General features: G+C 73.4%; 21 protein-coding genes. 13 read left to right on the forward strand and 8 right to left on the reverse strand.

Going from position 1 to position 22,805, the window contains the following annotated elements; genetic code table 11:
• Window positions 1-67 precede the first annotated feature (67 nt).
• On the forward strand, window positions 68-1,243 hold the full coding sequence (locus RAN62_RS23535) for an FAD-dependent monooxygenase (RefSeq protein WP_305786892.1): 1,176 nt from the start codon (window positions 68-70) through the stop codon (window positions 1,241-1,243).
• 105 nt (window positions 1,244-1,348) lie between these two features.
• Here the strand turns inward: RAN62_RS23535 and RAN62_RS23540 are convergent, their stop codons facing one another.
• Window positions 1,349-2,005 (reverse strand): HAD family hydrolase, encoded by a 657-nt coding sequence (locus tag RAN62_RS23540; RefSeq protein WP_305786893.1) that lies wholly within the window; start codon window positions 2,003-2,005, stop codon window positions 1,349-1,351.
• On the reverse strand, window positions 2,002-2,880 hold the full coding sequence (locus RAN62_RS23545; RefSeq protein WP_369077191.1) for an LLM class F420-dependent oxidoreductase: 879 nt from the start codon (window positions 2,878-2,880) through the stop codon (window positions 2,002-2,004). Before RAN62_RS23545 ends, RAN62_RS23540 begins: the two co-directional genes overlap by 4 nt.
• 553 nt (window positions 2,881-3,433) lie before the next feature.
• Here RAN62_RS23545 and RAN62_RS23550 point away from each other — a divergent pair.
• Complete coding sequence (locus tag RAN62_RS23550) at window positions 3,434-4,435, forward strand: glycosyltransferase family 2 protein (protein WP_305786895.1); 1,002 nt, start codon at window positions 3,434-3,436, stop codon at window positions 4,433-4,435.
• Between the two features lie 183 nt (window positions 4,436-4,618).
• Here RAN62_RS23550 and fgd read toward each other — a convergent pair whose 3' ends face one another.
• Complete coding sequence (gene fgd, locus RAN62_RS23555; protein WP_305786896.1) at window positions 4,619-5,617, reverse strand: glucose-6-phosphate dehydrogenase (coenzyme-F420); 999 nt, start codon at window positions 5,615-5,617, stop codon at window positions 4,619-4,621.
• 9 nt (window positions 5,618-5,626) lie between these two features.
• Window positions 5,627-7,537 carry a sigma-70 family RNA polymerase sigma factor gene (locus RAN62_RS23560; RefSeq protein WP_305786897.1) on the reverse strand — a complete coding sequence of 637 codons (1,911 nt, stop codon included), beginning with the start codon at window positions 7,535-7,537 and terminating at the stop codon, window positions 5,627-5,629.
• 184 nt (window positions 7,538-7,721) lie between these two features.
• Between RAN62_RS23560 and RAN62_RS23565 the strand changes: the two genes are divergently transcribed.
• From RAN62_RS23565 to RAN62_RS23580, 4 genes are all read left to right on the forward strand, one after another.
• Window positions 7,722-8,150 carry an ATP-binding protein gene (locus tag RAN62_RS23565; RefSeq protein WP_305786898.1) on the forward strand — a complete coding sequence of 143 codons (429 nt, stop codon included), beginning with the start codon at window positions 7,722-7,724 and terminating at the stop codon, window positions 8,148-8,150.
• 100 nt (window positions 8,151-8,250) lie between these two features.
• A complete protein-coding gene (locus tag RAN62_RS23570; protein ID WP_305786899.1) occupies window positions 8,251-9,369 on the forward strand; it encodes a PP2C family protein-serine/threonine phosphatase in 1,119 nt (372 codons plus the stop codon).
• Window positions 9,370-9,440: 71 nt separating this feature from the next.
• Window positions 9,441-9,896 (forward strand): MarR family winged helix-turn-helix transcriptional regulator, encoded by a 456-nt coding sequence (locus RAN62_RS23575; protein WP_305786900.1) that lies wholly within the window; start codon window positions 9,441-9,443, stop codon window positions 9,894-9,896.
• A 100-nt stretch (window positions 9,897-9,996) separates the two neighbouring features.
• The gene (locus RAN62_RS23580; RefSeq protein WP_305786901.1) at window positions 9,997-10,872 is read left to right on the forward strand and encodes an LLM class flavin-dependent oxidoreductase; all 876 of its coding nucleotides are present in this window, start codon (window positions 9,997-9,999) and stop codon (window positions 10,870-10,872) included.
• Window positions 10,873-11,481: 609 nt separating this feature from the next.
• Here RAN62_RS23580 and RAN62_RS23585 read toward each other — a convergent pair.
• Complete coding sequence (locus tag RAN62_RS23585) at window positions 11,482-11,829, reverse strand: histone-like nucleoid-structuring protein Lsr2 (RefSeq protein ID WP_305786902.1); 348 nt, start codon at window positions 11,827-11,829, stop codon at window positions 11,482-11,484.
• Window positions 11,830-12,429: 600 nt separating this feature from the next.
• Between RAN62_RS23585 and RAN62_RS23590 the strand changes: the two genes are divergently transcribed.
• A complete protein-coding gene (locus tag RAN62_RS23590) occupies window positions 12,430-13,782 on the forward strand; it encodes a D-alanyl-D-alanine carboxypeptidase family protein (protein WP_305786903.1) in 1,353 nt (450 codons plus the stop codon).
• A 46-nt stretch (window positions 13,783-13,828) separates the two neighbouring features.
• On the opposite strand, the gene RAN62_RS23595 is transcribed toward RAN62_RS23590, so the two are convergent.
• The gene (locus tag RAN62_RS23595) at window positions 13,829-14,326 is read right to left on the reverse strand and encodes a DUF456 domain-containing protein (protein ID WP_305786904.1); all 498 of its coding nucleotides are present in this window, start codon (window positions 14,324-14,326) and stop codon (window positions 13,829-13,831) included.
• Between the two features lie 151 nt (window positions 14,327-14,477).
• On the opposite strand from RAN62_RS23595, the gene RAN62_RS23600 reads away from it, so the two are divergent.
• The 4 genes from RAN62_RS23600 (at window position 14,478) to RAN62_RS23615 (ending at window position 16,985) form a co-directional block, all read left to right on the forward strand.
• Window positions 14,478-14,780 carry a hypothetical protein gene (locus RAN62_RS23600; RefSeq protein ID WP_305786905.1) on the forward strand — a complete coding sequence of 101 codons (303 nt, stop codon included), beginning with the start codon at window positions 14,478-14,480 and terminating at the stop codon, window positions 14,778-14,780.
• Window positions 14,777-15,406: a PIG-L deacetylase family protein gene (locus tag RAN62_RS23605; protein ID WP_305786906.1), complete on the forward strand. Its 630-nt coding sequence runs from the start codon at window positions 14,777-14,779 to the stop codon at window positions 15,404-15,406. The genes RAN62_RS23600 and RAN62_RS23605 overlap by 4 nt, the downstream gene beginning before the upstream one ends.
• 214 nt (window positions 15,407-15,620) lie before the next feature.
• Window positions 15,621-16,514, forward strand: coding sequence for a sigma-70 family RNA polymerase sigma factor (locus RAN62_RS23610; RefSeq protein WP_305786907.1), 894 nt, complete (start codon window positions 15,621-15,623; stop codon window positions 16,512-16,514).
• A 141-nt stretch (window positions 16,515-16,655) separates the two neighbouring features.
• Window positions 16,656-16,985 (forward strand): HAD hydrolase family protein, encoded by a 330-nt coding sequence (locus RAN62_RS23615; protein ID WP_305786908.1) that lies wholly within the window; start codon window positions 16,656-16,658, stop codon window positions 16,983-16,985.
• On the opposite strand, the gene RAN62_RS23620 is transcribed toward RAN62_RS23615, so the two are convergent.
• Window positions 16,969-19,293 carry a HelD family protein gene (locus tag RAN62_RS23620; RefSeq protein WP_305786909.1) on the reverse strand — a complete coding sequence of 775 codons (2,325 nt, stop codon included), beginning with the start codon at window positions 19,291-19,293 and terminating at the stop codon, window positions 16,969-16,971. The genes RAN62_RS23615 and RAN62_RS23620 overlap by 17 nt on opposite strands.
• Window positions 19,294-19,445: 152 nt before the next feature.
• On the opposite strand from RAN62_RS23620, the gene RAN62_RS23625 reads away from it, so the two are divergent.
• A complete protein-coding gene (locus RAN62_RS23625) occupies window positions 19,446-19,958 on the forward strand; it encodes a hypothetical protein (RefSeq protein ID WP_305786910.1) in 513 nt (170 codons plus the stop codon).
• Between the two features lie 43 nt (window positions 19,959-20,001).
• On the opposite strand, the gene RAN62_RS23630 is transcribed toward RAN62_RS23625, so the two are convergent.
• Complete coding sequence (locus RAN62_RS23630) at window positions 20,002-20,904, reverse strand: sigma-70 family RNA polymerase sigma factor (protein ID WP_305786911.1); 903 nt, start codon at window positions 20,902-20,904, stop codon at window positions 20,002-20,004.
• A gap of 252 nt (window positions 20,905-21,156) precedes the next feature.
• Here RAN62_RS23630 and RAN62_RS23635 point away from each other — a divergent pair, with 252 nt between their 5' ends.
• Entirely contained in the window at window positions 21,157-22,713 is a 1,557-nt protein-coding gene (locus tag RAN62_RS23635) for a DEAD/DEAH box helicase (RefSeq protein ID WP_305786912.1), read from the forward strand.
• Window positions 22,714-22,805 lie beyond the last annotated feature (92 nt).

A 22,805-nucleotide genomic window follows, 5' to 3' on the forward strand; every position in this document is an offset into this window, starting at 1 on the left:
TCTACCGTACACAGAGGAAATTGAGGCCGTCGGACACAGTTTCACGGGGGGGGTCATGGGTGGACGGGTGCTGATCTCAGGAGCGGGCCTGGCCGGGCCCGCGCTGGCCTGGTGGCTGGGCCACCACGGGTTCCGGCCGACGGTGGTGGAGCTGGCCCCGGCGCTGCGCACGGGGGGCAGCGCCGTGGACTATCGCGGGCCGGTGCACCTCGGCCTGCTCCAGCGCATGGGCGTGCTCGAGGCGCTGCGGGCGGTGGCGACGAGCGGCACGGCGATGCGGTTCGTCGACGAGCGGGGCCGGCGGCTCATGGAGATGCCGCCGGACTTCGCGGGCGGCGACCTGGAGGTGCGGCGCGGCGACCTGTCCCGCGTCCTCGCCGGGGCGAGCGGCGACCGCACCGAGTGGATCTTCGGCGACACGGTCACGGCGCTCACCGAGACGGCGCAGGGGGTGCGGGCGACGTTCCGCAGCGGCGGCGAGCGCGAGTTCGACCTGGTGATCGGGGCCGACGGGGTGCACTCCACCGTGCGGCGGCTGGCCTTCGGGCCGGAGAAGCGGTTCGTGCGGCACCTCGGTCACTACGTGGCCGGCTGGGATCTGCCGTCGTCCGGCCCCCGCGCCACCGCCTCGCCGGGGCGGGTGTCGTGGCACTACAACGTGCCCGGGCGGCTCGCGGCGGTCGGCGACGACGGCGCCTTCGTCGCGTTCTCGGCGCCGCGGCCGCTGACCTACGACCATCGGGACGTCGCCGCGCAGCAGCGGCTGGTGCGCGAGCGGTTCGCCGGGCTCGGCTGGGAGGTGCCACGCATGCTCGCCGGGCTCGAGACGGCCGCCGACTTCTATTTCGACGCCATCTGCCGGGTCGACGTGCCCACGTGGCACCGCGGCCGCATCGCGCTGGTGGGCGACGCGGCGTGGGGCGCGACGCTCGGCGGCATGGGCAACGGCACGGCGCTCGTCGGGGCCTACGTGCTGGCCGGCGAGCTCGCCGCGGCCGGGGGCGACCACGCCGTGGCCCTGCCGCGCTACCAGCGGCGGATGGCGCGCTTCGCCCGGCGCGCGCAGAAGGGCGGCGACACCACGGGCCGCTTCCTCGCCCCCCGCACCGCCCGCGGCATCCGCCTGCGCAACACCCTCTACAACCAGCCCTGGATGCTGCGCCTGACCATGAGCATCGCCGACGACCGGGGCGCCCGCATCGACCTCCCCGACTACGCCGCCCCGAGCCCGGCCGCCGCCTGACGCCTCTCAGCTTTCGCCCGCCGGGCGGGTGACCGGCGGGCGATTCGCTGTTCTGTCATCGCGACTTCTCGGGCCTGTCAGCGCGTCTTTCCGGGACTGCGGCGGTCAGCGCAGCTTGTCGACGGCTTCGACGGTGAGGTCGTCGAGGCTGTGCAGGACCAGGCCGGCGAGGGCCAGGGCGTCGTCGGCCGGCGGATAGACGCCGTGGGGGACGGCGATCACCGCGAGGCCCGCGGCGGCCGCCGAGCGGAGGCCGTTGCTGGAGTCCTCGACCGCCGCGCAGGTGGCCGGGTCGAGGCCGAGCCGGCGGGTCGCCTCGAGATAGGCGTCCGGGGCGGGCTTGCCGCGCGGCACCTCCTCGGTGGACAGCGTCGTGCGGAAGGCATCGGCGAGGCCGGCCGTCTCGAGGACCTGGTCGATGAGGATCCGCGCCGACGAGCTGGCCAGGGCCAACGGGAAGTGCTCGGCCAGGCGGCGCACCGCGGCCACCGAGCCCGGGATCAGCGGGACCGCCGTGCGATAGCGCTCCGCCATCCGGCCCAGCACATCTTGGGCCACCTGCTCCGGGCTGCGCGGGACGCCGACCTCCTCGCTGAGATGGGCCGACCACTCGGGGGTGCTCATGCCCATCATGCGCGTCTGGGTGTCCGGCAGGAACTCCTTGCCGTGCTCGGCGACGTAGCCCCGGCGGACCTCCTCCCACACCTCCTCGGTGTCGATGATCACGCCGTCGAGGTCGAAGACGACCGCTGCGATGGTCACAGGGCCTCGATGGCGGGGAGGACCTGCGTGCGGATGATCTCGAACTTCTTGAGCTCGGTCACGCCCGCCATGCCGCCGTGTGCGACGGTGAAGCCCATCCCGGCCAGCCGGGTGGCCTCGGCGACGAGCCGCTCCACGTTCTCGCCCTCGGCGCCGGGGTCGAGGGCGAGGGTCACGGTCTTCTCGATGGTGTCGTAGTCGCGGCCCTCGTTCTCACAGTGCTGCCGGAGCACGTCGAGCTTGCGCTCCACGTCCGGCGAGTTGAAGAGGTTGCAGGCGTCCGCGTACTTCGCCACGAACCGCAGCGTCTTCTTCTCGCCCCCGCCACCGATGAGGATCGGCGGGTGCGGCCGGCTGATCGGCTGCGGCGAGTTGAGCGTGCGCCCGAGCTGGTAGTGCTTGCCCTCGAAGGGCCCGTCCTCGCCGTGGAACATCCGCAGGCAGATCTGCAGCGTCTCCTCCAGCCGCTCGAAACGCTCGGCCGTCGGCGGGAAGAAGAGCCCCAGGCCGCGCGACTCCTCCTCGTTCCACGCGGCGCCGAGACCCAGCATGGCCCGGCCGCCCGAGAGCACGTCGAGCGTGGTGACGGCCTTGGCCAGCAGGCCCGGGTCACGATAGGTCACGCCCGTCACCAGGGTGAGCAGCTTCGCCCGGCGGGTGCGGGCGGCGAGGAAGCCGAGCGCGGTGTACGCCTCGAGCATCTCGTGCTCCGGCGGCCCGATCATCGAGATCTGCCACAGGTGGTCCATGACGCTGATCCGGTCGAACCCGGCCTCGTCGGCGGCCGCGGCCACGTCGGCGAGCTCGGGGCCGAGCCGGGACGGGCCGTTCGGCCACGTGAAGTCGGAGATGTGCAGACCAAGTTTCACGGCCATGTCCTTTCCGGGGGCGACTCCGCCGACCCTACCGCCGGGAGGGTGGTACCCGGGCGCGCCTCCGCCAAGCCACCGAGCCGCCCTTGGTTGGCCGGCTGCGTGTGATGGGCGGCGCACCTCCGCCTTGCGGCTGCGAACGGCAGCTGGGGCCGGCGGCTGCGGCTCGCGGGCAGGGGCGGCGGCGCGGGCGGCGGGCGGCGGGCGCGGGCGGCGGGCGCGGGCGGCGGGCGGCGGGCTCGGCGGGCGGGCGGAGCAGGCGGCGGGCGGGCGTAGGGGTGAATTGCAGATGGCGCGGGGCGGGGCATGGGGGCGAGGGGCCGAGGGCGGGGCGGAGCCGAGCGACCGCCTGGGGTGACGGGGGTGGTCTCACCGTCCGTAGTGGATCGTGACCTCGCCTGAACCGGTTAAGCACAACGTGCCCGCGAGGTTGACCGACCGTAGTCAGTTGATAAGTTGTGAGCCGCCCACCGATCCGACCGCCGCCGAGGAGCCACCGCCCATGCCTCCCTCGTCGCGACGCCCGGCCCCGTCGCACACCATGCAGTCACCGACCGTGACCGTTGTCATCCCGGCCCTCAACGAAGAGCACAATCTGCCGCTCGTGCTCGAGAATCTTCCGCCCGTCGACGAGGTGATCGTCGTGGACGGCCGCTCCGACGACGACACCGTGGCCGTCGCCCGCGAGGTGCGGCCCGGCGCGATCGTCGTCCGCCAGACCCGCTCCGGCAAGGGGAACGCCCTGGCCTGCGGATTCGCCGCCGCCACGAGCGACATCGTGGTGACGCTCAACGCCGACGGGTCGGCCGACCCGGGCGAGATCCCGCGCTTCGTCGACGCGCTGCTGTCCGGGGCCGAGGCGGCCCACGGGTCGCGCTTCCGTCAGGGTGGCGCACACCGCGACGCCCTGCCGGCCGAGCGAGCGGCGCACGCCACGCTCAGCCGGGTGGTCAACGTGTTGTTCCGCACGCGGTTCACGGACCTGAGCTGCGGCTACAACGCGTACTGGCGGGAATTGCTCCCCGTGCTCGACCTGCCCCGGCCGGTCGACGGGCGCCTCAAGCGCGGCCGGCTCGCCTGGGGCGACGGTCCCGAGGTGGAGACGTTGATCACGGTCCGGATGGCCACCCGCGGGCTGCGCGTCGTCGAGGTCGCCACGGTCGGCTACCCCCGGATCCACGGCGAGCGGCCCCGCCGCTTCCTGCCGGCGGCCTGGCGCATCCTGCGCACGATCGCCACCGAGTACGCCCGGCGCTGGAGCCGCGAGCCCCGCCGCCCGGTCTACCGCGCCGCCGAACTCCCGGAAAGCCAGATCATGCGGCCCGAGAGAATGCCCGGCGCCGACCGCGGGCGGCCGGACGACGGACGCCACAGCCGTCACGCGGTCCCTCCACCGCCCCGCCCCCGCCGCCGCACCGACCTGCGCGTCATCCGCGGTGAGAGCGACGAGTGGGGCACGCGCGGCGACAACGGGCCGCGCTCGGCGGAGAACAGGCGTGACCGCTGGGACGACCCGGGCCCCTACTACCAGGCAGTCCCGGGCGAGAACTACCGCTGAGACGAACGAACCCGGTCCGGCGAGCGCAGACCAGCCCGGGGCCACGCCGCCACGTGGCTCCGGGCTCCGACCTCACTAGCGCACGCAGACCTCGAATTCGCACGCGAGCGAGAGAACGCGCGAGCGAGAGAACGCGCGAGCGAAAACGCGCACGAGCGGGAAAACGCGCGCAAGCGAGAGACCTCAGGAACCCGCACGCAGCCGGGGCAGGATCTCCTCGCCGTACACCTGGAGGAAGCGCTCCTGGTCCGGACCCGGCGCGTGGAACACCAGGTGCTTGAAGCCCATGTCGAGGTACTCCTTCACCTTGGCGGCGTGTTCGGCCGGGTCGGACGACACGATCCAGCGCGACACGGTCCGGTCGACCGGCAGCGCGTCCGCCCGGCGCTGCATCTCGATCGGGTCCTCGACGCCGGTCTTCTCCTCCGGGGAGAGCGCGAGCGCGCCCCAGTAGTGCGTGTCGTTGCGCGCCTTCTCCAGGTCGGGGTCGAAGGACACCTTGACCTCGATCATGAGGTCGAGGTCATCGAGCGACTTGCCGCCCTTCTCGGCGCCCTCGCGCACGGCCGGCAGGAGCGTGTCGGTGTAGAGGCTGTGCCCCTTGCCGCTGGTTGTGATGAAGCCGTCGGCGATGCGGCCGGCCAGGCGGGTGGCGGCCGGACCCGAGGCGCCGATGTAGATGGGCACCGGGGTGGCCGGCTTGTCATAGATGGTGGCCGTCTCGGTGCGGTAGAACTGGCCCTCGAAGGTCACCCGGTCCTCGGACCACAGCCGCTGGATCAGTTGCACGGCCTCCTTGAGCCGGGCGAAGCGCTCCTTGCCCTCGGGCCAGGTCAGGCCGAGCGGCACCTCGTTGAGCGACTCGCCGGAGCCGACGCCGAGGATGACGCGGCCCGGGGCGAGGCAGCCGAGCGTCGCGAAGGCCTGCGCGACGACGGCCGGGTGGTAGCGGAACGTCGGGGTGAGCACGCTCGTGCCGATCAGCACCCGCTCGGTGCTGGTCGCGAGCGCGCCGAGCCAGGGCAGCGCGGCGGGCGCGTGGCCGCCGTCGTGCCGCCAGGGCTGGAGGTGGTCGCTGACGAAGACGGAGTCGAAGCCCTGCCGCTCCGCCTCGATGCCGTAGCGGAGCAGCTCGCGCGGGGCGAACTGCTCCGCGGATGCCTTGTAGCCGAACCGAATCATGGATCGACCCTATCCCGCGGCCTTGTACGCCTTACCCGCCTCCGTGGGAGTCGACGAGTCCTTGTAGAGCCCGAAGTCGACGCTGTCCCCGACCGCGGGGAGGCCGAACCAGGCGTAGCGCTCGACGAACGACCGGGACTCCAGCCCCTTGGTCGTCCCCTCGATGAAGGCGACCTCCTGGGCGGCGCTCGGATACTTCGGGCTGCCCGAGAAGTTCATCAGCCCGAACTCGGTGACCCAGATCGGCAGCCCGTACTTTTGGTGCACCGCGTCCACGTACCCCAGGAACTGGCCGACCGCCGCGTCGCTGAAGTCGGATCCGTACCAGTGGATCGGGATGAAGTCGACCTTGAGCCCCCGGGCCTTCGCGCCGTCCATGAAGCGGTCGAGCCACCCGTCCTCGGTGTCGCCGCCGTAAGCCACGGCCGGCGCGCCGAGCCGCATGCCGGTCGCCTCGAGCTTGGGCCAGGCGGCGAGCGCGTCCTCGACGCTCATGTTGGCCTGCCCGCCCATGTCCGGCTCGTTGAAGCCGAGCAGCGTCCCGTCCCCCTCCTTCTTGACCTCGGCGAGGGTCGCGCTGGTGACGTTCGCCTTCCCCCAGACCATGGGTACGAACTCCACGCCGGCCGGCCCGGGCATGCTGTCGTTGGTCGGGGACCAGTTGTAGTACCACTTGGCGCCGACGTCCTCGAGCGCGCCCTTCACCCCGCTGAACTCCCACGTGCCGACGCCCTTCTTGCCCGAGATCTTCGGGGCGGGCGCGACGGCCGGCTTCGAGGTCTTCGCGGGCTTGGGCGACTTCTTCTTCGTCGCCGAGGGCTTGACCGACGGGGACGGCGAGGCCGAGGGCGACCGGGTGACCAGCGGCGTGCGCGACGGGGCCGGCGCGGCGACGACGGCGGCTGTGGTGACTGGTTTGTCACTGCCTTGGTTGTACGCGACCACAGCCGCCCCGCCGCCCGCGACCGCACCCGTGGCAAGAACAGCCGTCAGCACCCGGCGGCCGATCCCGACCGTGCCCTTGACCGCGATCTTGGCGGCGAGCGCCTTGCCCGAGCCGCCCGCCGCGTGGGCCGCGGTGTGCGCGCCCGTCGCGTGCGCCGCCGTGTGCGCGCCCGTCGCGTGCGCCGCCGTGTGCGCGCCGACGACCGGCAGCCCGTGCGAGAGGGTGTGCGGCAGGGGGACGAGCGCCATGCCGACGAGCAGCTTCTCCGCGGCGACGAGCCCGGACCACGCTCCGGAGCACTGCCGGCAGTCGCGGGTGTGCCGGGCGATGCGCTTGCGCCACAGCGGCCCCGGCCGCCCGTCCCAGTCGGCGACGACGAGGGACAGCTCGGGGCAGCGCGGCGACGCCTCGAGCGCCCGGACGACGGCGCGCGCGGTCTCCAGCTGACCCTTCATGCGCTGGATGCGCACGGCGGCGTGCTGCCGGGTCACCTCGATCGCGTCGACGATCTCGTCGCGGGTCAGCTCGCCGGAGGCCTCCAGCCACCACAGCGACAGCAGCTCGCGGTTGTCCTCGTCGAGCCAGCGGGTCGCCTCGGCGGTCTCGCGGCGCTGCCCGGAGAGCTCGAGCCGGGTGATCGCCAGGTCGGTGAAGTCGGCGCCGGGGTCGCGGAGGTCGTCGGGCAGCAGCGCGTCGGGGGCCGCCCGGCGCACCCGGTAGCGCTCGCGCACCTGCCGGACGGTGATCGCGACCAGCCACGACCGGAACGCCTCGGGGTCGCGCAGGTCGCCCAGGTTGCGCAGGACCCGGAGCATGGTGTCCTGCACGACGTCGTCGACGTCCGCGTGCCCGTCCAGCGCCCGGCCGACGATCGTGTAGACCAGCGGCAGGTAGCCGGCGACCAGGCGGTCGATCGCGGCCGCGTCGCCGTCGCGGGCGGCGAGCACGGTTGCGGTGTCCGGTTGATACGCCATCAGAGTGCAGACCCTTCCGTCGGCCCTGAACTATGCCTCGCCGCCGGGGTTTCGACGACCGCGGAAAGGGAGACGGGCGCGTACGGACAGGGATAACAGGAACTTCCGGGAGAGATTTCTCCGCCGGGTGTGGGTCACAGCTTGGGTTAGGCGCGGCGAGCACAGGGAACATGACGGTCCGTCGGTGGACCAGATCGGAGGGGGCGGGGCGATGCGCTTCTCACTGAACCTGAACCTGCCCCGGGAGGCGGACAGCGTCCCGGCCGTGCGCAAGATGCTGCGGTGCGCGCTGGCGGTGTTCGAGGTCGACCGGGAGGCCGGCGAGGACCTCGAGATCGCGCTCACCGAGGCGTGCGCCAACGTGGTGCGGCACGCGGACGGCGCGAACAGCATCGAGGTGCGGCTCGACGTGGCCGCGGACCGGTGCTCGATCGACGTCAGCGACAACGGCGCGGGCTTCGACGCCGACGCCGTCCCGGATCCCGCCCAGGGCGGCGACAACGGGCGCGGGCTGTTCCTCATCAAGGCGCTGAGCGAGAACGTCCGCATGCAGTCGACCCCGCGCCGGGGCAGCTTGATCCACTTCGAGAAGGCCTTCGCCGGGGCGCGCTGACGCGTGACCCTGCGCCGTGGCCCGTGGCGCTCCTTCTATCATCTTTGCTCTACGGCAAATATTGCCGTGGTTCACAGGATCGCAGGAGAGCGAGGGCCGCGTGTCCGACCGTCCGACGCCCGTGGGAGCGCTGCTGCGCGCGGCGCCGCCCGACCGGCTGCCCGAGGTGACGGCCGAGCATCTGCGCCGGCATCACGCCGCCGGCCGGGTCGAGGTGCTGCTGGGTGATCTCACCCTGACCGGGCTGCAGCCGGTGCTCGACGCGGACGGGCCGGTCGGCGACCCCCTCGCCCAGCGCTGCTTCGGCAGTCAGCAGCCGGTGCTCGACGGCAATCGCACCTATCTCCCGCTCACGGTGTGGGGCGAGCGCCTCGGCGTCCTCGAGGTCGAGCTGTCCGCCCCGGCCGACGTTGAGCCGCTGCTCCCGGTGGCGGGCGAACTCGCGCTGGCGCTCCGGGCCGCCGACATCGTGACCGACCGCTATCGCCGGGTGAGCCGCCTGCAACGGCTGACCATGGCCGCCGAGCTGCAGTGGGAGCTGCTGCCGGGCCGGTCGCTGGGCGACGGGCGCTTCCTGGTCGCGGGGCAGCTCGAGCCCGCGTACGCGGTCCTGGGCGACCACTTCGACTGGGCCCTCACCGGCGACCGGCTCACCGTGACCGTCCTCAACGGCGACGGCGACGGGCTGGACGCGGCCGTGCTGACGACCGTCGCCGTCAACGCCATGCGCAACGCGAGGCGCTCCGGGGCGAACATCGTCGAGCAGGCCGAGCTGGCCTCCGACGCGGTCTACGCCCGGTACGGCGGGGCCGCCCACGTGGCGACGCTGCTGCTCGAGGTGGATCTCGTCGCGGGCCACGTGGAGGCGGTCGACGCCGGGTCACCGCGCGCGCTCATCGCCCGGGACCGCGACATCGTGCCCGTACGCCTGGAGCAGCAGTTGCCCCTCGGCATGTTCAGCGAGACGCGGTACGAGACGCAGCGGTTCAGCCTCGAGCCCGGTGACCGGCTGTTGATCGTCAGTGACGGGGTGCACGAGGCGGCGCCGGGCGGTCGTCCCCCGTACGGGGAAACCGCCCTGCTGAACGCCTTGCGCCGGACGCGGCTGCAGCCCGCCACCGAGGCAGTCGGTACGGTGATGCGCGACCTCCGCGATTACCACGCGGGGCGGGAACCCGACGACGACGCGGTCACCGTCTGCCTCGACTGGAGGCGATGACGCTTCAAACCGGCGGCGAACGGGTACCGGGGGATTCCCCCTCTTCAGTCCCTGCGTCCCGAGGACCTGGCATGGAGCGCGTCACCGACGTCGCCGCGGCGGTCGAGCCGGCGGTGGAATCGCTGCTGGGCGTCTTCGAGAGCGCCCGGCTCGCCCAGTCGCCCGCCGTACCCCCGGCCCAGCTGCGCGTGCTCACGATCATCTCGCGCAACGACGACACCAACATGAGCCGGCTGGCCGAGGCCCTGGACGTCGTCCCCTCGTCGGCGAGCCGCCTGTGCGACCGGCTCGAGGCAACCGGCCTCCTGCGCCGCGTCCCCGACCCGCGCGACCGCCGCGAGGTGCGCCTGCTGCCCACGCCCGCCGCCCGCAAGCTGCTGGAGGAGCTGCGTGACCGGCGCCGGGCCGCGCTGGCCGAGATCCTCGAGCGGATGCCGCCGGCGCGGCGGGCCGATCTCGTGCGCGCGCTCTCCGCCTTCGACGCGGCGGCGACGGCGACGTCCGGCAGCGGCCTGCGCACGGCCTGACCCGCCGCCGGCTTTCTGCCGCGGCCTCCGCTTCCGCTGGGCTCTATCTCCGCCGCCGGGCCGCGCGGGGCTTGATCAACTGCTGGGGTACGGTCGCCCGGTGCGCATCGGCATCGTGATTCTTCCTGACCAGCGGTGGGCCGTGGCGGGCGAGCGCTGGGAGCGGGCGGAGCGGTACGGCTTCGACCACGCCTGGACGTACGACCACCTCGGCTGGCGTGACCTCGTGGACGGCCCGTGGTTCGACGCCGTGCCGACCCTGACCGCGGCCGCCGCCCGGACCAGCCGCATCCGCCTGGGCACCTGGGTGGCGTCGCCGAACTTCCGGCATCCGGTGCACTTCGCCCGGGAGACCCTCGCACTGGACGACATCTCCGCCGGCCGGCTGCTGCTCGGCGTCGGCGCGGGCGCCACCGGATTCGACGCCGGTGTCCTCGGCACTCCCCCGCTCACGCCCCGCGAGCGCGTCGACCGGTTCGAGGAGTTCCTCGGGCTCTATTCGCGGCTGCTCACGTCGGACCACGTGTCGTTCGAGGGTGCCTACTACTCGGCCGTCGACGCCCGTACGCTGCCCGGACCCGTGCAGCAGCCCCGGCCGCCGCTGATCGTCGCCGCCAACGGGCCCCGGGGCCTGCGGCTGGCGGCCCGGCACGGTGACGGCTGGGCGACCACGGGCGCGATGTTCACCGACGACGAGACCGCCTGGTGGAAGTCCGTGGCCGAGGCGTCCGCCCGCTTCGACGCGGCCCTCGCCGACGCGGGCCGCCCGGGCCCCGACCGCTATCTCAGCCTGGACTCCTCGCCGGTCTACTCGCTCAGCAGCGCGCGGGCGTTCGAGGACGCGGTCGGCCGGGCGGCGGAGCTCGGCTTCACCGACGTGGTGACGCACTGGCCGCGCGAGTCGAGCTGGTACGCCGGGTCGGAAGACGTGCTGGAAACGGTCGCCGGGATGCTGCCGGCGCTGCGGAAGTCCTAGCCTTTTCGTTCAGTACTTCGTGCAATGGCACCGGAAGCGGCCCATTGTTCCCGGCCGCCGCCGTTTCCGGGTGCCGTTTCCGGACGAGGTTTCCCAGTCGCCCGGAAAGATCATGGAGAACGGCATCGCGCGGGGGGCGGCGCTTACCGATAGCGCCCGCTTCGATGCGCAGCGTTTGCCACGGCTATCGCCGGGGCGCTCCGGCGCTCGTTCGTTCCCGGCGCCATCTCCGGGCCGGCGCCGGCTCGGCCGGGACGACGATTCCGATCCCGGCCCGGCGTGATCCGGCCGTGCTCGTGCGGCATCCGGCTCATGTCCGCGCGGCATTCGGCTCCGCCCGTGTTGCCTCCGGTGGGCGACCTTCCGTGCCCCGGCCGGCTGTGCGACTCCCGCACCCCGGGCCGGCTGGGCGACCTCCCGCGCCCAGGCCGACTGAGCGACCTCCCGCGCCCGGCCGGCCGGGCACAGGTGCGCGAGGTTCCCCTCCGCCTCTCCTGCCCCGCCTCTCCGCCTCTCCGCCTCACGGAACCGCTCCCGCGATCGAAGGCCGCCCTGAGAGCAGCCTTCCTCGTCAGCGGGCTTGAGCTGCGTCAGCGGGGTTGAGCTGCGTCAGCGGGCGTGGGCTGCGCGGTAGGCGCTGCTCACGCTCTGCGGGATGCGGCCCCGCTCGGAGATCTGGTGGCCGTGCTGGACGGCCCACTCGCGGATCAGCCTGTTCTCGTCGCGGCTGCCCGCGGTGCGCACCGGGGCGGGGCGGGACAGCGCCCGCGCCGAGCCGGCCCGGCCGACCCGGGTGCCCGCGCTGATGTACGGGTCCAGCGCCTTGCGCAGCTTTCCGGCATTCGCCTCGGAAAGGTCGATGGTGTAAGCCGTGCCGTCGAGGCTGAACTCGACCGTCCGATCGGCCGGCTTTCCATCGAGGTCGTCGATGAGGGTGGTGATTACCTGCCGCGCCATAACGACTCCTGAGTGCAATGAGGTCTATTCAGCGCGGACAAGACCGCGGCGGTGAGCCCCGGCGTCCCACCGGTCGAGGTAGGCCCCGAATAACCCTCAATCCGAAGAACGCGCTCAGTCTGGCGCGTGAACGGCCGGCGGCGCAACAGTTCCGGCCAATTTCACAGAATCATGCCGAGCCGGGTCAATTGCTGCGGCCCGGCGCCCGGGAAATTGCGGCCGCCTTTTGCGCCGAATCGGCGCGGGGCCGGCCCGCGATCGGCCCGTGCGCCGGCGCGGGATCGGCCCGTGCGCCGGCGCGGGATCGGCCCGGCGCCGACGTGGGATGGCCGCGGTGCCGGCGCGGGCGGGACGGGCCGCGTGGGCCCGCGAGTCGTCGCCGGAACCAGGAACATCATCCGCCGGCGGCTGTTGGTTACGGCCGGGCCGTCATGCTCACAGCAGGTGGGCACCGGCGCGGGGATGCCGTTAGTGTCGGGCCATGGACGCCACCTTCCCGCCGACCCGCTCCCCCAAGCGGGCCGCGCGTGCCGAGAGTGGCGAGTTGATCCCCATGGCGTTCCCGCCAGAGCGCCGCCCGACCGCAGGAGCCGTCCGGCAGTGACGTTTGGCAGAACCCTCCCCACGACCCGGCGCCGCGTCGTGGCCGCCCTCGCCGCGCTCGCCCTCGGGGCGAGCACCGCGTTCTCGCCCCTGAGCAGCCCGCCCGCCCAGGCCGCCACGCTTTCCGGGCCCACCGGCGCGCTTCCGGGCCGGCCGGCTGCTTACGCGGCCAAGGCCGACGTGCCGTGCCCGAAGCCGGACGTGAAGCCCCCGGCCGGGCGCCCCCCGCGGCCGAAGCCCCCGGCGGACGATCCGGTGCTGCGGGCCGTCGGCGGGGACGCGCTGGCGACCGACGGGCTCGTCGTGCCGGACGGGGTGAAGAAGCCGCCGGCGCTGACCGCCACCACGTGGCTGGTCGCCGATCTGGACACCGGCGAGGTGCTGGGCGGGTGCGGGCCGCACGTCTACCAGACGCCGGCCAGCGTGCAGAAGCTCCTGCTCGCCGCGACGGTGATGCCGAAGCTCGACCCGAAAAGGACCATCACGGTGACCGAGGGCGACCTCGCCATCGAGCCCGGGAGCTCCGCCGTGGGGCTGCTGAAGGGCGGCCGCTACACCATTGCCACGCTCTGGCTCGGACTGATTCTGCAGTCCGGCAACGAGGCCGCCAACGCGCTCGCCCGGCTCGGCGGCGGCACCGGCGGAGTGGAAGCCACAGTGGCGGCGATGAATGCGGAGGCGAAACGGCTGGGTGCGTACCAGACGCATGCGGTGACCCCCTCCGGCCTGGACGGACCCGGGCAGTTCACGAGCGCATACGATCTCGCGCTGATCGCTCGGCAGGTGTTCTCGTACCCCGACTTCGGCAAGTACGCGCTGACGAAGGCCACGCAGATCCCGGCGCAGAAACAGCTCAAGCAGGGCGGATTCCAGATCCAGAACGAGAATCGCCTGATCTTCGACTATCCGGGGGCGCTCGGCGGGAAGACCGGCTTCACCCAGCTGGCCCGCCATTCCTACGTCGGCGCGGCCCAGCGCAACGGCCGCCGCCTGGTCGCGACGCTGCTGGGCGCCGAGTCCAATCCGCTGCGCGGTCCCGAGCAGGGCGCGGCCCTGCTCGACTGGGGCTTCTCGCTGCCCAAGGACGCGTCGGTGGGCAAGCTGGTCGCCCCGGACGGCCAGGACGCCGAGGGTACGGCCGCCGACGCGAGCGCCGCCCCGGTGCCCGCTGCGAAGGACAAGCCGGCCCCGGCCGCCGCCCGCCCCGCCGCCTCGGACACCAAGGCCACCCTGGCCCTCGCCGCGACGATCGCCGTCGTCCTGGCCGCCACCCCGCTGCTCCTCCTGCTCACCCAGCGCCGCCGCCGCGTCCGTCGCCGGGTGCGCCGCCGCCCGCAAGCGTTCTACTGACCCGCGGCCTCTCCCTCGCCGCGGCGGTCAGCTTTCCCGTCGGGGGTCAGGTCCAGAGCAGGCCGAAGAGCCACAGGACGCCGATGCCCAGGGCCGCGGCCAGCTCGACGAGCATGGAGAGCCCGACCGCCCCCAGCGCGCTGCGCGTGGAAGGCCAGGCCCGGTTGCCCCCCAGGCGCCGGGCCTCGGCCAGATAGACCCCGAGCACGAACCCGAGCACCAGCCCGACCACCGGCACCACGAAGAATCCCACCAGCCCCAGCAGCCCGCCGGCGATCAGCGAGGACGTCGGGACGCCGGTCTCCTTCAGGCGGCGCCCGGGCCACAGATACTTGACGACCGTGCCGCCGGCGGCGATCGCGGTGGCGAGGACGAGGACCAGCCAGCGCCCGCCGTCCGCGTCGCCGAGCAGCGCCCAGAAGAGGACCGCCGCCCAGCAGAGCAGCAGCCCGGGCAGGACCGGCACGACGACGCCGATCACCCCGGCCAGCAACGCGAGCCCGGCGATGAGGTCGACGGTCGTCCCGGTGTCGGAGAGGTCCATGCGCTCCACCGTGCCGCAGTCCCGCAACATCCGCGCGGGGAGGAAAAGCACTTTCCCGAGTTCTCAAGCGGTGACCCCGGCGACCGATGGACACTCAGCGTCGCCGGAACCCCCTTCAGCGATGCCCTCGTACGCCGCGGAGGTAGCCCACATGCTGCGCGTCCCCACGTCGCGGACCGGCCGCGTCGTGCTCATCTCGATGAGCACGGCCGCCGCCGCCGGAGCCGTCGCCGCGCTCACCGCGCTGGGCGGCGGTCAGCTGGGTGCCCTGCTGCTGAGTCTGCTGGTGGCGGGAGCCGCGTTCCTGACGCGTCGCCCGGCGCTCGCCGCACCCGGCCCGGCCCACGTCGCGGCCGGCCCGGCGGTTGCCGGGAACGGCGCGGGGCGTTCGGCTGATGCCGGAACGGCGGCCGGAACCACAGGGATGAGCGGTACGGACGGGAGGCAGTCGTGAGCCGCAGTGTGCTGGCCGTGGGGGCGCACCCCGGCGACCTCGAGCTGGCCATCGGCGGCACCCTCGCCGCGCACCGGGCCGCCGGGGACTCCGTGACCATGCTCGTGCTGTCCTGCGACGGGCCCGAGGCCGCGTCGACGCGCCGGGCCGAGGAAGCCGCGAAGGCGCTCGACTGCCTGCTCGTGTGGGGTCCCGACGCGGCCGAGCGCCGGCACCGGGACCGGCGGACGCACCCGCGGAACGGACCCGACCGGCGCCAGCGTACGGAGGCCCCGCCCGTCACGGCCGCCATCGAGAACGTGCTCACCGGGGTCGACGCCGACGTCATCTACGTCCACGCGCCCGAGGACCGGGACGCCGACCGCCGGGCCGCCGCCGAGTCCACGGTCGCGGCCGCGCGGCACAGCAGCCGGGTGCTGTTCTACAACGGCGAGTCGACGCTGCGGTTCGAGCCGTCGCTGTTCGTGGACATCACCCCGTACCTGAGCACGAAGCTGACCGTCACCGACGACCCGGAACTGCCCACCGCCACGGCCCGCCACTTCGGCGCCCAGGCCCGGGTGCGCTACGCGGAGGCGTTCGCCCCGGACCGCTTCGTCTGGGACCTCGCCCGCGACTGGAGCTGAACGCTCACGCCCGACCGCCCGCGCTTGAGCGCTCGACGCTCCGGGCCTGAGGGGGCCTGTGGGGGCCGTGCGGGGCGGCACTTGAGGGGAAGTGACGAAGCAACCAGGCGGCAACTCAGAGCGACTCGAGCGGTCACCCCTGGTCACCGAAATTACTCGTGTCAGCCGGTACGGCCCACCGCCGGGCCACCGACCAGCACACGGGGGACTTCACATGACCAGCACCATGACGATCGCTGCCGACCTCACCGCCGACACCACGACCGCCATCGCCGTGCTGTCCGCCGCCGAGCAGGAGGAGCTGATCCGTCAGCACATGCCGCTCGTCGGGCACCTCGTGCGCGACATGCTCAGCCGCATCCCCAACCACATCCACCGCGACGACCTCACCAGCGCCGGCCTGCACGCGCTCGTGACCGCCGCCCAGGGCTGGGACCCGAACCGCGGCATCCCCTTCAACCGCTTCGCGACCACGCGCATCCGCGGCGCCATCCTCGACGAGCTGCGCTCGCTGGACTGGGCGACCCGCTCGGTGCGGACCAAGGCGCGCCAGACCGACGCCACCCGCCAGAGCCTGACGGTCGCCCTCGGCCGCACGCCCACCGCCGACGAGCTGGCGCAGGCCCTGGGCACCACGACGACCGACCTCAACCAGACCGACAACGACGTGCAGCGCGCCACCGTCCTGTCGCTGCAGGGCTTCACCACCAGCAGCGCCGACGACCTGGTCACCGAGCGCGCCCCCGGCCCCGAGGACATGCTGCTGCGCCGCGAGCAGATCGGCTACCTGCACCACGCGATCGACTCGCTGCCCGAGCGCCTCCAGTACGTCATCAACGAGTACTTCCTCAAGGAGCGCCCCATGGCGGACATCGCCGCCGACCTGGGCGTCACCGAGTCCCGCGTCTCCCAGCTCCGCGCCGAGGCCCTGTCCCTGCTCAAGGACGGCCTCAACACCCACCTCGACCCGCACCTGGCCCCGATCCCGGAGAACCCGGACAGCATCGTCGCCCGCCGCCGCGGCGCCTACTTCGACCAGATCGCCGGCAACACGAGCCTCCGCTCCCGCCTCGCCCTCACCAACGCCTACGGCATGACCGCCGCCTGACGCGCAAGCTTGTCCCCAGCCGCGGGTTGTCCACAGGACAGCCCGCGGCTGCTCCGTTTTTCCGTCAGACTGACCAGCGGGGGCGACCACCTGCGGGACTCTTTCGGCTTCGACCGGTCCTGCGGCCCCCGCCTGGAGGTGGTGGACGGCCGGTACAACGGCGCCGTCGCACACCACTTCGACGAGATCGACAAGCGGGATTTCGCCCTCGGGGTGGCCGCCGAGCTGGGTGTGGATCCGTCTCGCTGCGCGGCCGTCGGGGACAGCCGCTCGGATTTGCCGCTCTTCGCCGCGGCCGGGTTCGCCGTCGCCTTCAATGCGACCGGGCCGGCTCGGGCGGCGGCCGGCGCGGTGGTGGACGGCGATGATCTGCGGCTGATCCTGCCGCTACTTGCTGCCTGGTACGAAGGCGGTCAGAGGCCGGCCCGCACAGCACCGGCCTCTGCTGCCGTTGTCACGCCAGGGAGTTGAGCTCCTTGGGCAGGTCGGCCGTGTGCAGCACGCCGAGGCGACGCGTCGCGCGGGTCACTGCCACGTAGAGGTCGCTCAGGCCGCGCGGGCTCTCGGCGATGATGGCGTCCGGCTCGACCACGAGGACGCTGTCGAACTCGAGACCCTTGGCCTGTTTCACGGTCATCAGGACGATGTGGTTGAGCAGGTCGGGCTGTTCGCCGACGGCTGCGCCCGGCACCGCCGCGATCAGGGCCTCGCCGAGGGACTGCTCGAGGGCGGCGGGGACGAGGACGCCCACGCGGCCGTCGTCGACCTGCGCGGCTTCCGACCGTACGGTGGCAATCAGGTCTTCGGCGAGGGTGGGCGGCTGCACCCGGCGCGCCCACGGGGTGACGCCCGACTCGCGGACCGAGCGGGGCGGGGTGAGGGACGGGTCGACCGAGGCGAGGACGTCCGCGGCGACCGCCATGACCTCGGCCGGGGTGCGGTAGTTGACGGTGAGCTCGGTGAGGCGCCAGCGCTGGGCGACGTACGGCTCGAAGACCTGGTCCCACGTGGTCGTGCCGGCCAGGTCGCCGGTCTGGGCGACGTCGCCGACGACGGTCATCGAGCGGCTCGGGTTGCGGCGCATCAGGAGGCGCCACGCCATCGGGGAGAGCTCCTGGGCCTCGTCGACGATCACGTGACCGAAGACCCACGTACGGTCGGCGGCCGCGCGCTCGGCGGCGGTGCGCGTGTCGAGGACCTCGTGGCGCTCGACGAAGGCGCTCGCGTCGACGACGTCGATGGCGGACAGCACCTCCTCCTCGGCGTCGTCCTCGAAGTCCAGCGAGCGGGAGCCTTCGACGATCTCGAGCACACCCTCGGCGTACTCGATGGCCTCGCGGCGCTCCTGGGCGGCCTGGCGGGCGCGCAGCGTGTCGTCGACGCCGAGCAGTTCGGCCAGCTCGTCGAGCAGCGGGACGTCGGCCGGGGTCCAGCGGGCCTCGCGGGCGCGCAGCAGCAGGTCGCGCTCCTCCGAGCTGAGCTCGACGGCCGCCGACTGCAGCCGGTCGGCGTCGCTGAGCAGGTCGCGCAGCACCTGCCGCGGCGTCAGGACGGGCCAGAGATCGAAAAGCGCCTGCTGTACGTCCAGATCCTCGCGCAACTCGCGCCGCGTCTCGGCGAGGTCGGCCTCCTCCAGCAGGTTCTCGCCGCCGAGCGGGTCGGTGCCGATGCGCTCGGCGATCTGCAGTGACAGAGCGTGGATGGCCTCGGTGACGAAGACTTGCCGGGCCACATTGTGCGGCCGGCCGGTCCGGCGGGCCGCCGCCCGGGCGTCCTCGCAGACGGCCCGCTCGATGCGCAGCGGGTAGCCGTCGTGGTCGACCTCCACGAAGTCGCCGGGCACGGCCTGCCGGTCGGCGACCGCCTTGGCCAGCACGTCCAGCATGGACAGGCGGCCCTTGATCTCGGCCGCCGCCGGGGTCTCGGTGCCGCGCGCCACCACGCCCGGGAACATGTCGCCGAGGGTGGCCAGCAGCACACCGGTCTCGGCCAGCGTCGGGAGCACCTGGGAGATGTAGCGCAGGAACGTCGCGTTCGGACCCAGGATCAGCACGCCGCTGCGGGTGAGCGAGGCCCGATGGGTGTAGAGCAGGTACGCCGCCCGGTGCAGCGCCACGGCGGTCTTGCCGGTGCCGGGGCCGCCCTGCACCACCATGACGCCCTCGAGGCCGGACCGGATGACCTCGTCCTGCTCGGCCTGGATGGTCTCGACGATGTCGCGCATCCGGCCCGTGCGCCCGGCGTTGAGCGCCGACAGCAGCGCGGCCTCGCCGGTGACGTCCTCGCGGCCGCTGGGCCGGCCGGCGGCCAGGTCGAGCACCTCGTCGTCGACGCCGATCAGCTTGCGGCCCTTGGTGCGCAGGTGGCGCCGGCGGGTCACGCCGTCGGGCGACACGGCGGTGGCCAGATAGAACGGCCGGGCCGCCGGGGCCCGCCAGTCGACGAGGAGCGGGTCGAGGTCGCGGTCCTCGGCGAACAGTCCGATGCGGCCGATGTAGCGGGGGCTCTCCGCCTGATCCGCGAAGTCGAGGCGGCCGAAGCACAGGCCGTTCTCCACGGCGTTCATCTGGGCGACCTGCTCGGTCCAGTGACCGCGCATGGCCTCCCGCTGCTCGCGGCCCTGCGGGGTGCCGCCACCCTCGAGCAGGATGAGGCGCAGCCGCTCGGCCGCCTCGTCCCGCAGCACGTCGAGACGGCGGTAGAGGGTCGTCAGGTGGTCCTGTTCCGACGTGATGTCGTCGGCGGAGCTTGACAAGGTCGCTCCTCGCTGTGGTAACATTCGGCAGGTCAGCGCCCCTTCGTGGGCGCTTTTTGTGTTTCCCGCAAAGCCAGAACAATAGCTCATGCCGCTCGCGGTGACGACCTGTCAGGAATCCGTCAGGACACGCCTGCGGCCGTTACGTGCGGGCCCCGTGCGCCATTAACCGGGTCATGAACCACAGCCACTCCTTCCGGCGCGCCGGTGCGCTGGTGCTCGCCGCCACCGCCGCCCTCACCTTCACCGCAGCCTGCTCCGACGACGACGACACTCCGGCCGGCAACGCAGCCGCCGCGGCCGGCGGCCCGGAGCCGAAGACCCTCGAGGGCGCCAAGGCCGCCGCGCAGACCGTGTTCGACCGGTTCAGCGGCGGCGACTTCGGCGGCGCCTGGGACATGTACACCTCGGCCGGCAAGCAGGCGATCAGCCAGACCGACTACGTCAAGCTCAACGAGACCTGCTCCCGCAAGGGGCTGGCCATCACGCTGACCAGCGCGCGCATGGAGGGCACCGACAAGGCGGTCGTCATCGCGAAGCAGCTGGTGAACGCGCAGTCCTACACGATGGTCTACGAGGGCGACGCGTGGAAGCTCGAGCCCGCCAAGGAGGGCCTCGACCTCTACGCGAAGGGCGCCGACAAGGCGATCGCGGCGCAGAAGAAGGCCGGCACCTGCGCCAGCGCGTGAAGCAGCGGTCCCCCGAGGCAACCCTCGGGGGACCTCTCGCGGGTCAGGCCGCGGCGACCAGGGGCAGGCCGTCGGGGGTCGTGACGGCCAGGCGGTCGTGCAGGGTGCCCCGGCTGCCGATCTGCTCGTAGTAGGCGGACCGGCGGCGGGCCACGCAGCCCTCCTTGGCCGGCTGGGCGAGCGCCGGGTCGAGGTGGGTGTTGAGGCCGTCCTTGAGCAGCGACAGCGCCTCGGCCCGGAGCTGGGAGACGCGGGACTCGGTCACGCCCAGCTCGGCGGCGATCGCGGCCATCGGGCGCTCCTCGAAGAAGTAGCCGATGATCACCGCGCGCAAACGCTCCGGGAGGACGTCCACGGCGTGCCGCAGATAGCCCAGGCGCTCGCGGCGGATCAGCATCTCCTCGGGGCCGAGGCTCGGCTCGGTCACCATGTCGTCGGCGCCGGCCGTGGCGAAGCCCTGCAGGCTGAAGACCACGGCGCGCTGCACGTCGTCGTCGGCGGACTCGATGTCCTCGACCGAGCAGCCGAGCCGCGCGGCGACCTCGGCGACGGTGGGGGTGCGGCCCAGCTCGGCGGTGAGCTCCTGGCGGGCGGAGTCCGTACGCCGGGCCCGCTGGCGCACCGACCGGCTGGCCCAGTCCAGACCGCGCAGCTCGTCCAGCAGCGCGCCGCGCACCCGGGCGGCGGCGAACCGGGCGAACGGCACCCCGCGCGCGTCGTCGAAGCCCCGGGCCGCGGCCACGAGGGCGGCGTAGCCGGCGGAGAGCAGGTCGTCGCGGTTCACGTGGGCCGGCACCCGGGCCAGCATCTCGCGGACCAGGTGACCGACCAGCGGCATGTGCGCCCGGACGACGTCCTCGCGGCGGCGGTCCACCGGGAAACCGTCGGCGCCGACGCCGCTCTCACGGTTGTCACGGCGGCGATCGGCCTGGACGACATCGCTCATGGGGGTTCTCCTCGAAGTCCCGCCGGATGGGGGGCAAGATCCCGGCGCTGAGGAGATACGGTCCGGCTCGCTGAGTGCAGTTCGGGTCACACTCGGGTGCAGCCGGGTTGCGGTGCGTGGCCGCGTACACTTGATCTCGCCCTTCGGGTCGGCCACCGCGAGCAGCGACTTAGGGACGCGTCGAAACGCGACATCGTTTAAGGACGCGCCGGGCGGGCCACGACCCCTCTGACTTTTGGAGTTCTCCACCTGATGACCTCGTTCACCGACCTCGGCGTGCCCGCCGAGCTCGTCTCGGTCCTGACCGCGTCCGGCATCACCGCGCCGTTCCCGATCCAGGCCGCCACCCTGCCCGACTCCCTGGCCGGGCGGGACGTGCTCGGCCGCGGCCGCACCGGCTCCGGCAAGACCTACGCGTTCGCCATCCCGGTCGTCGCGCGCCTCGCCGCCTCCACGACCCCGCGCCGCCCCGGCCGCCCCCGGGCGCTGATCCTGGCGCCGACGCGCGAGCTGGCCACCCAGATCGACGCCACGCTGGCCCCGCTGGCCGAGGCGATGGGGATGCGTACCCTCACGATCTTCGGCGGGGTGGGCGCCAACCCGCAGATCCGCGGCCTGCGCAACGGCGTGGACATCGTGGTCGCCTGCCCGGGCCGCCTCGACGACCACATCCGCAACGGTCACGCCTCGCTCGACGCGGTGGAGATCACCGTGCTCGACGAGGCCGACCACATGGCCGACCTGGGCTTCCTGCCCGTCGTCCGGCGGCTCATGGACGCCACCCCGCGCACCGGCCAGCGGATGCTCTTCTCCGCGACCCTCGACAACGGCATCGACGTGCTGGTCAAGCGCTTCCTGCCCCGGCCCGTCACGCACCACGTCGACGCGGCCGCCGAGGCCCCGGTGCAGATGAGCCACCACGTGCTGCACGTCCGCGCCGACGACCGCTTCCCGGTGCTGGTCGACCTGGTCGCCGCGCCCGGGCGCAGCGTCGTCTTCACCCGCACCAAGCGCCGGGCCAAGACGCTGACCCGCCAGCTCATCCAGGCCGGCGTGCCCGCGGTCGAGCTGCACGGCAACCTCGCGCAGAACGCCCGCAACCGCAACCTGTCGGCCTTCTCCGACGGCAGCGCCGCGACGCTGGTCGCCACCGACATCGCCGCCCGCGGCATCCACGTCGACGACGTCGCGCTGGTCATCCACGCCGACCCGCCGGTCGAGCACAAGGCCTACCTGCACCGCTCCGGCCGCACCGCCCGCGCGGGCGCCGAGGGCACGGTCATCACGCTGATGACCGACGACCAGCAGGGCGACGTGCGCGACCTCACCCGCAAGGCCGGCATCAAGCCGACGACCACCCGCACCCGGCCCGGCGACGCGCTGCTGACGCGGCTCGCGCCCGGCGAGCGGACGTTCGTCGACCCGGCCGAGGCGGCGGCCGCGGTGGCGGGCCCGGCGCCGGCTCCGGCGGGTCGCCCGGCCCGATCCACGGGTACGTCCTCCGCGGACGGCTCCGCCCCGCGGACCGGCCGTCCCCGCCGCCGTCGTGGTGGCGCGGGCCGGGCGACCGGTGCGGCCCATGAGACGGGCACGCCGCGCACGCAGGAGACGCGCAGCACCCGCGCCGCCGCGACGACCGGTGGCCGGGCGCAGAGCCCGACCGGTGGCCGGGCGCAGAGTGGCGGTGGCCGGGGTCAGGGCACGCGCACGGCGGCGCCTTCCCCGCGCGGTGACGGCGGGCAGGCCAAGCAGGGCGGCGGTGCGGCCGCGTTCTCGGCGTCGAGCCGCGCGGGGCGTCGCAGCCGCTGATCACTTCCGGTCCCGGCGGCGCCACGGCTCCGTCGGGACCCGCCGCGGCCGCCGCGGCCCCGGCCCACCTGCGGCACCTCTCCCGGCCCGCC

This window comes from Symbioplanes lichenis, from assembly GCF_030709675.1.
Lineage (GTDB): Bacteria > Actinomycetota > Actinomycetes > Mycobacteriales > Micromonosporaceae > Actinoplanes > Actinoplanes lichenis.

What these genes read in the sequence shown, in the direction of transcription:
- RAN62_RS23620 (WP_305786909.1), bottom strand. Translation starts at nt 19,293, where the DNA reads ATGTTACCACAGCGAGGAGCGACCTTGTCAAGCTCCGCCGACGACATC.
- RAN62_RS23600 (WP_305786905.1), top strand. Translation starts at nt 14,478, where the DNA reads ATGCTGCGCGTCCCCACGTCGCGGACCGGCCGCGTCGTGCTCATCTCG.
- RAN62_RS23560 (WP_305786897.1), bottom strand. Translation starts at nt 7,537, where the DNA reads ATGGCGTATCAACCGGACACCGCAACCGTGCTCGCCGCCCGCGACGGC.
- RAN62_RS23630 (WP_305786911.1), bottom strand. Translation starts at nt 20,904, where the DNA reads ATGAGCGATGTCGTCCAGGCCGATCGCCGCCGTGACAACCGTGAGAGC.
- fgd (WP_305786896.1), bottom strand. Translation starts at nt 5,617, where the DNA reads ATGATTCGGTTCGGCTACAAGGCATCCGCGGAGCAGTTCGCCCCGCGC.
- RAN62_RS23545 (WP_369077191.1), bottom strand. Translation starts at nt 2,880, where the DNA reads ATGGCCGTGAAACTTGGTCTGCACATCTCCGACTTCACGTGGCCGAAC.
- RAN62_RS23575 (WP_305786900.1), top strand. Translation starts at nt 9,441, where the DNA reads ATGGAGCGCGTCACCGACGTCGCCGCGGCGGTCGAGCCGGCGGTGGAA.
- RAN62_RS23595 (WP_305786904.1), bottom strand. Translation starts at nt 14,326, where the DNA reads ATGGACCTCTCCGACACCGGGACGACCGTCGACCTCATCGCCGGGCTC.
- RAN62_RS23635 (WP_305786912.1), top strand. Translation starts at nt 21,157, where the DNA reads ATGACCTCGTTCACCGACCTCGGCGTGCCCGCCGAGCTCGTCTCGGTC.
- RAN62_RS23625 (WP_305786910.1), top strand. Translation starts at nt 19,446, where the DNA reads ATGAACCACAGCCACTCCTTCCGGCGCGCCGGTGCGCTGGTGCTCGCC.
- RAN62_RS23585 (WP_305786902.1), bottom strand. Translation starts at nt 11,829, where the DNA reads ATGGCGCGGCAGGTAATCACCACCCTCATCGACGACCTCGATGGAAAG.
- RAN62_RS23610 (WP_305786907.1), top strand. Translation starts at nt 15,621, where the DNA reads ATGACCAGCACCATGACGATCGCTGCCGACCTCACCGCCGACACCACG.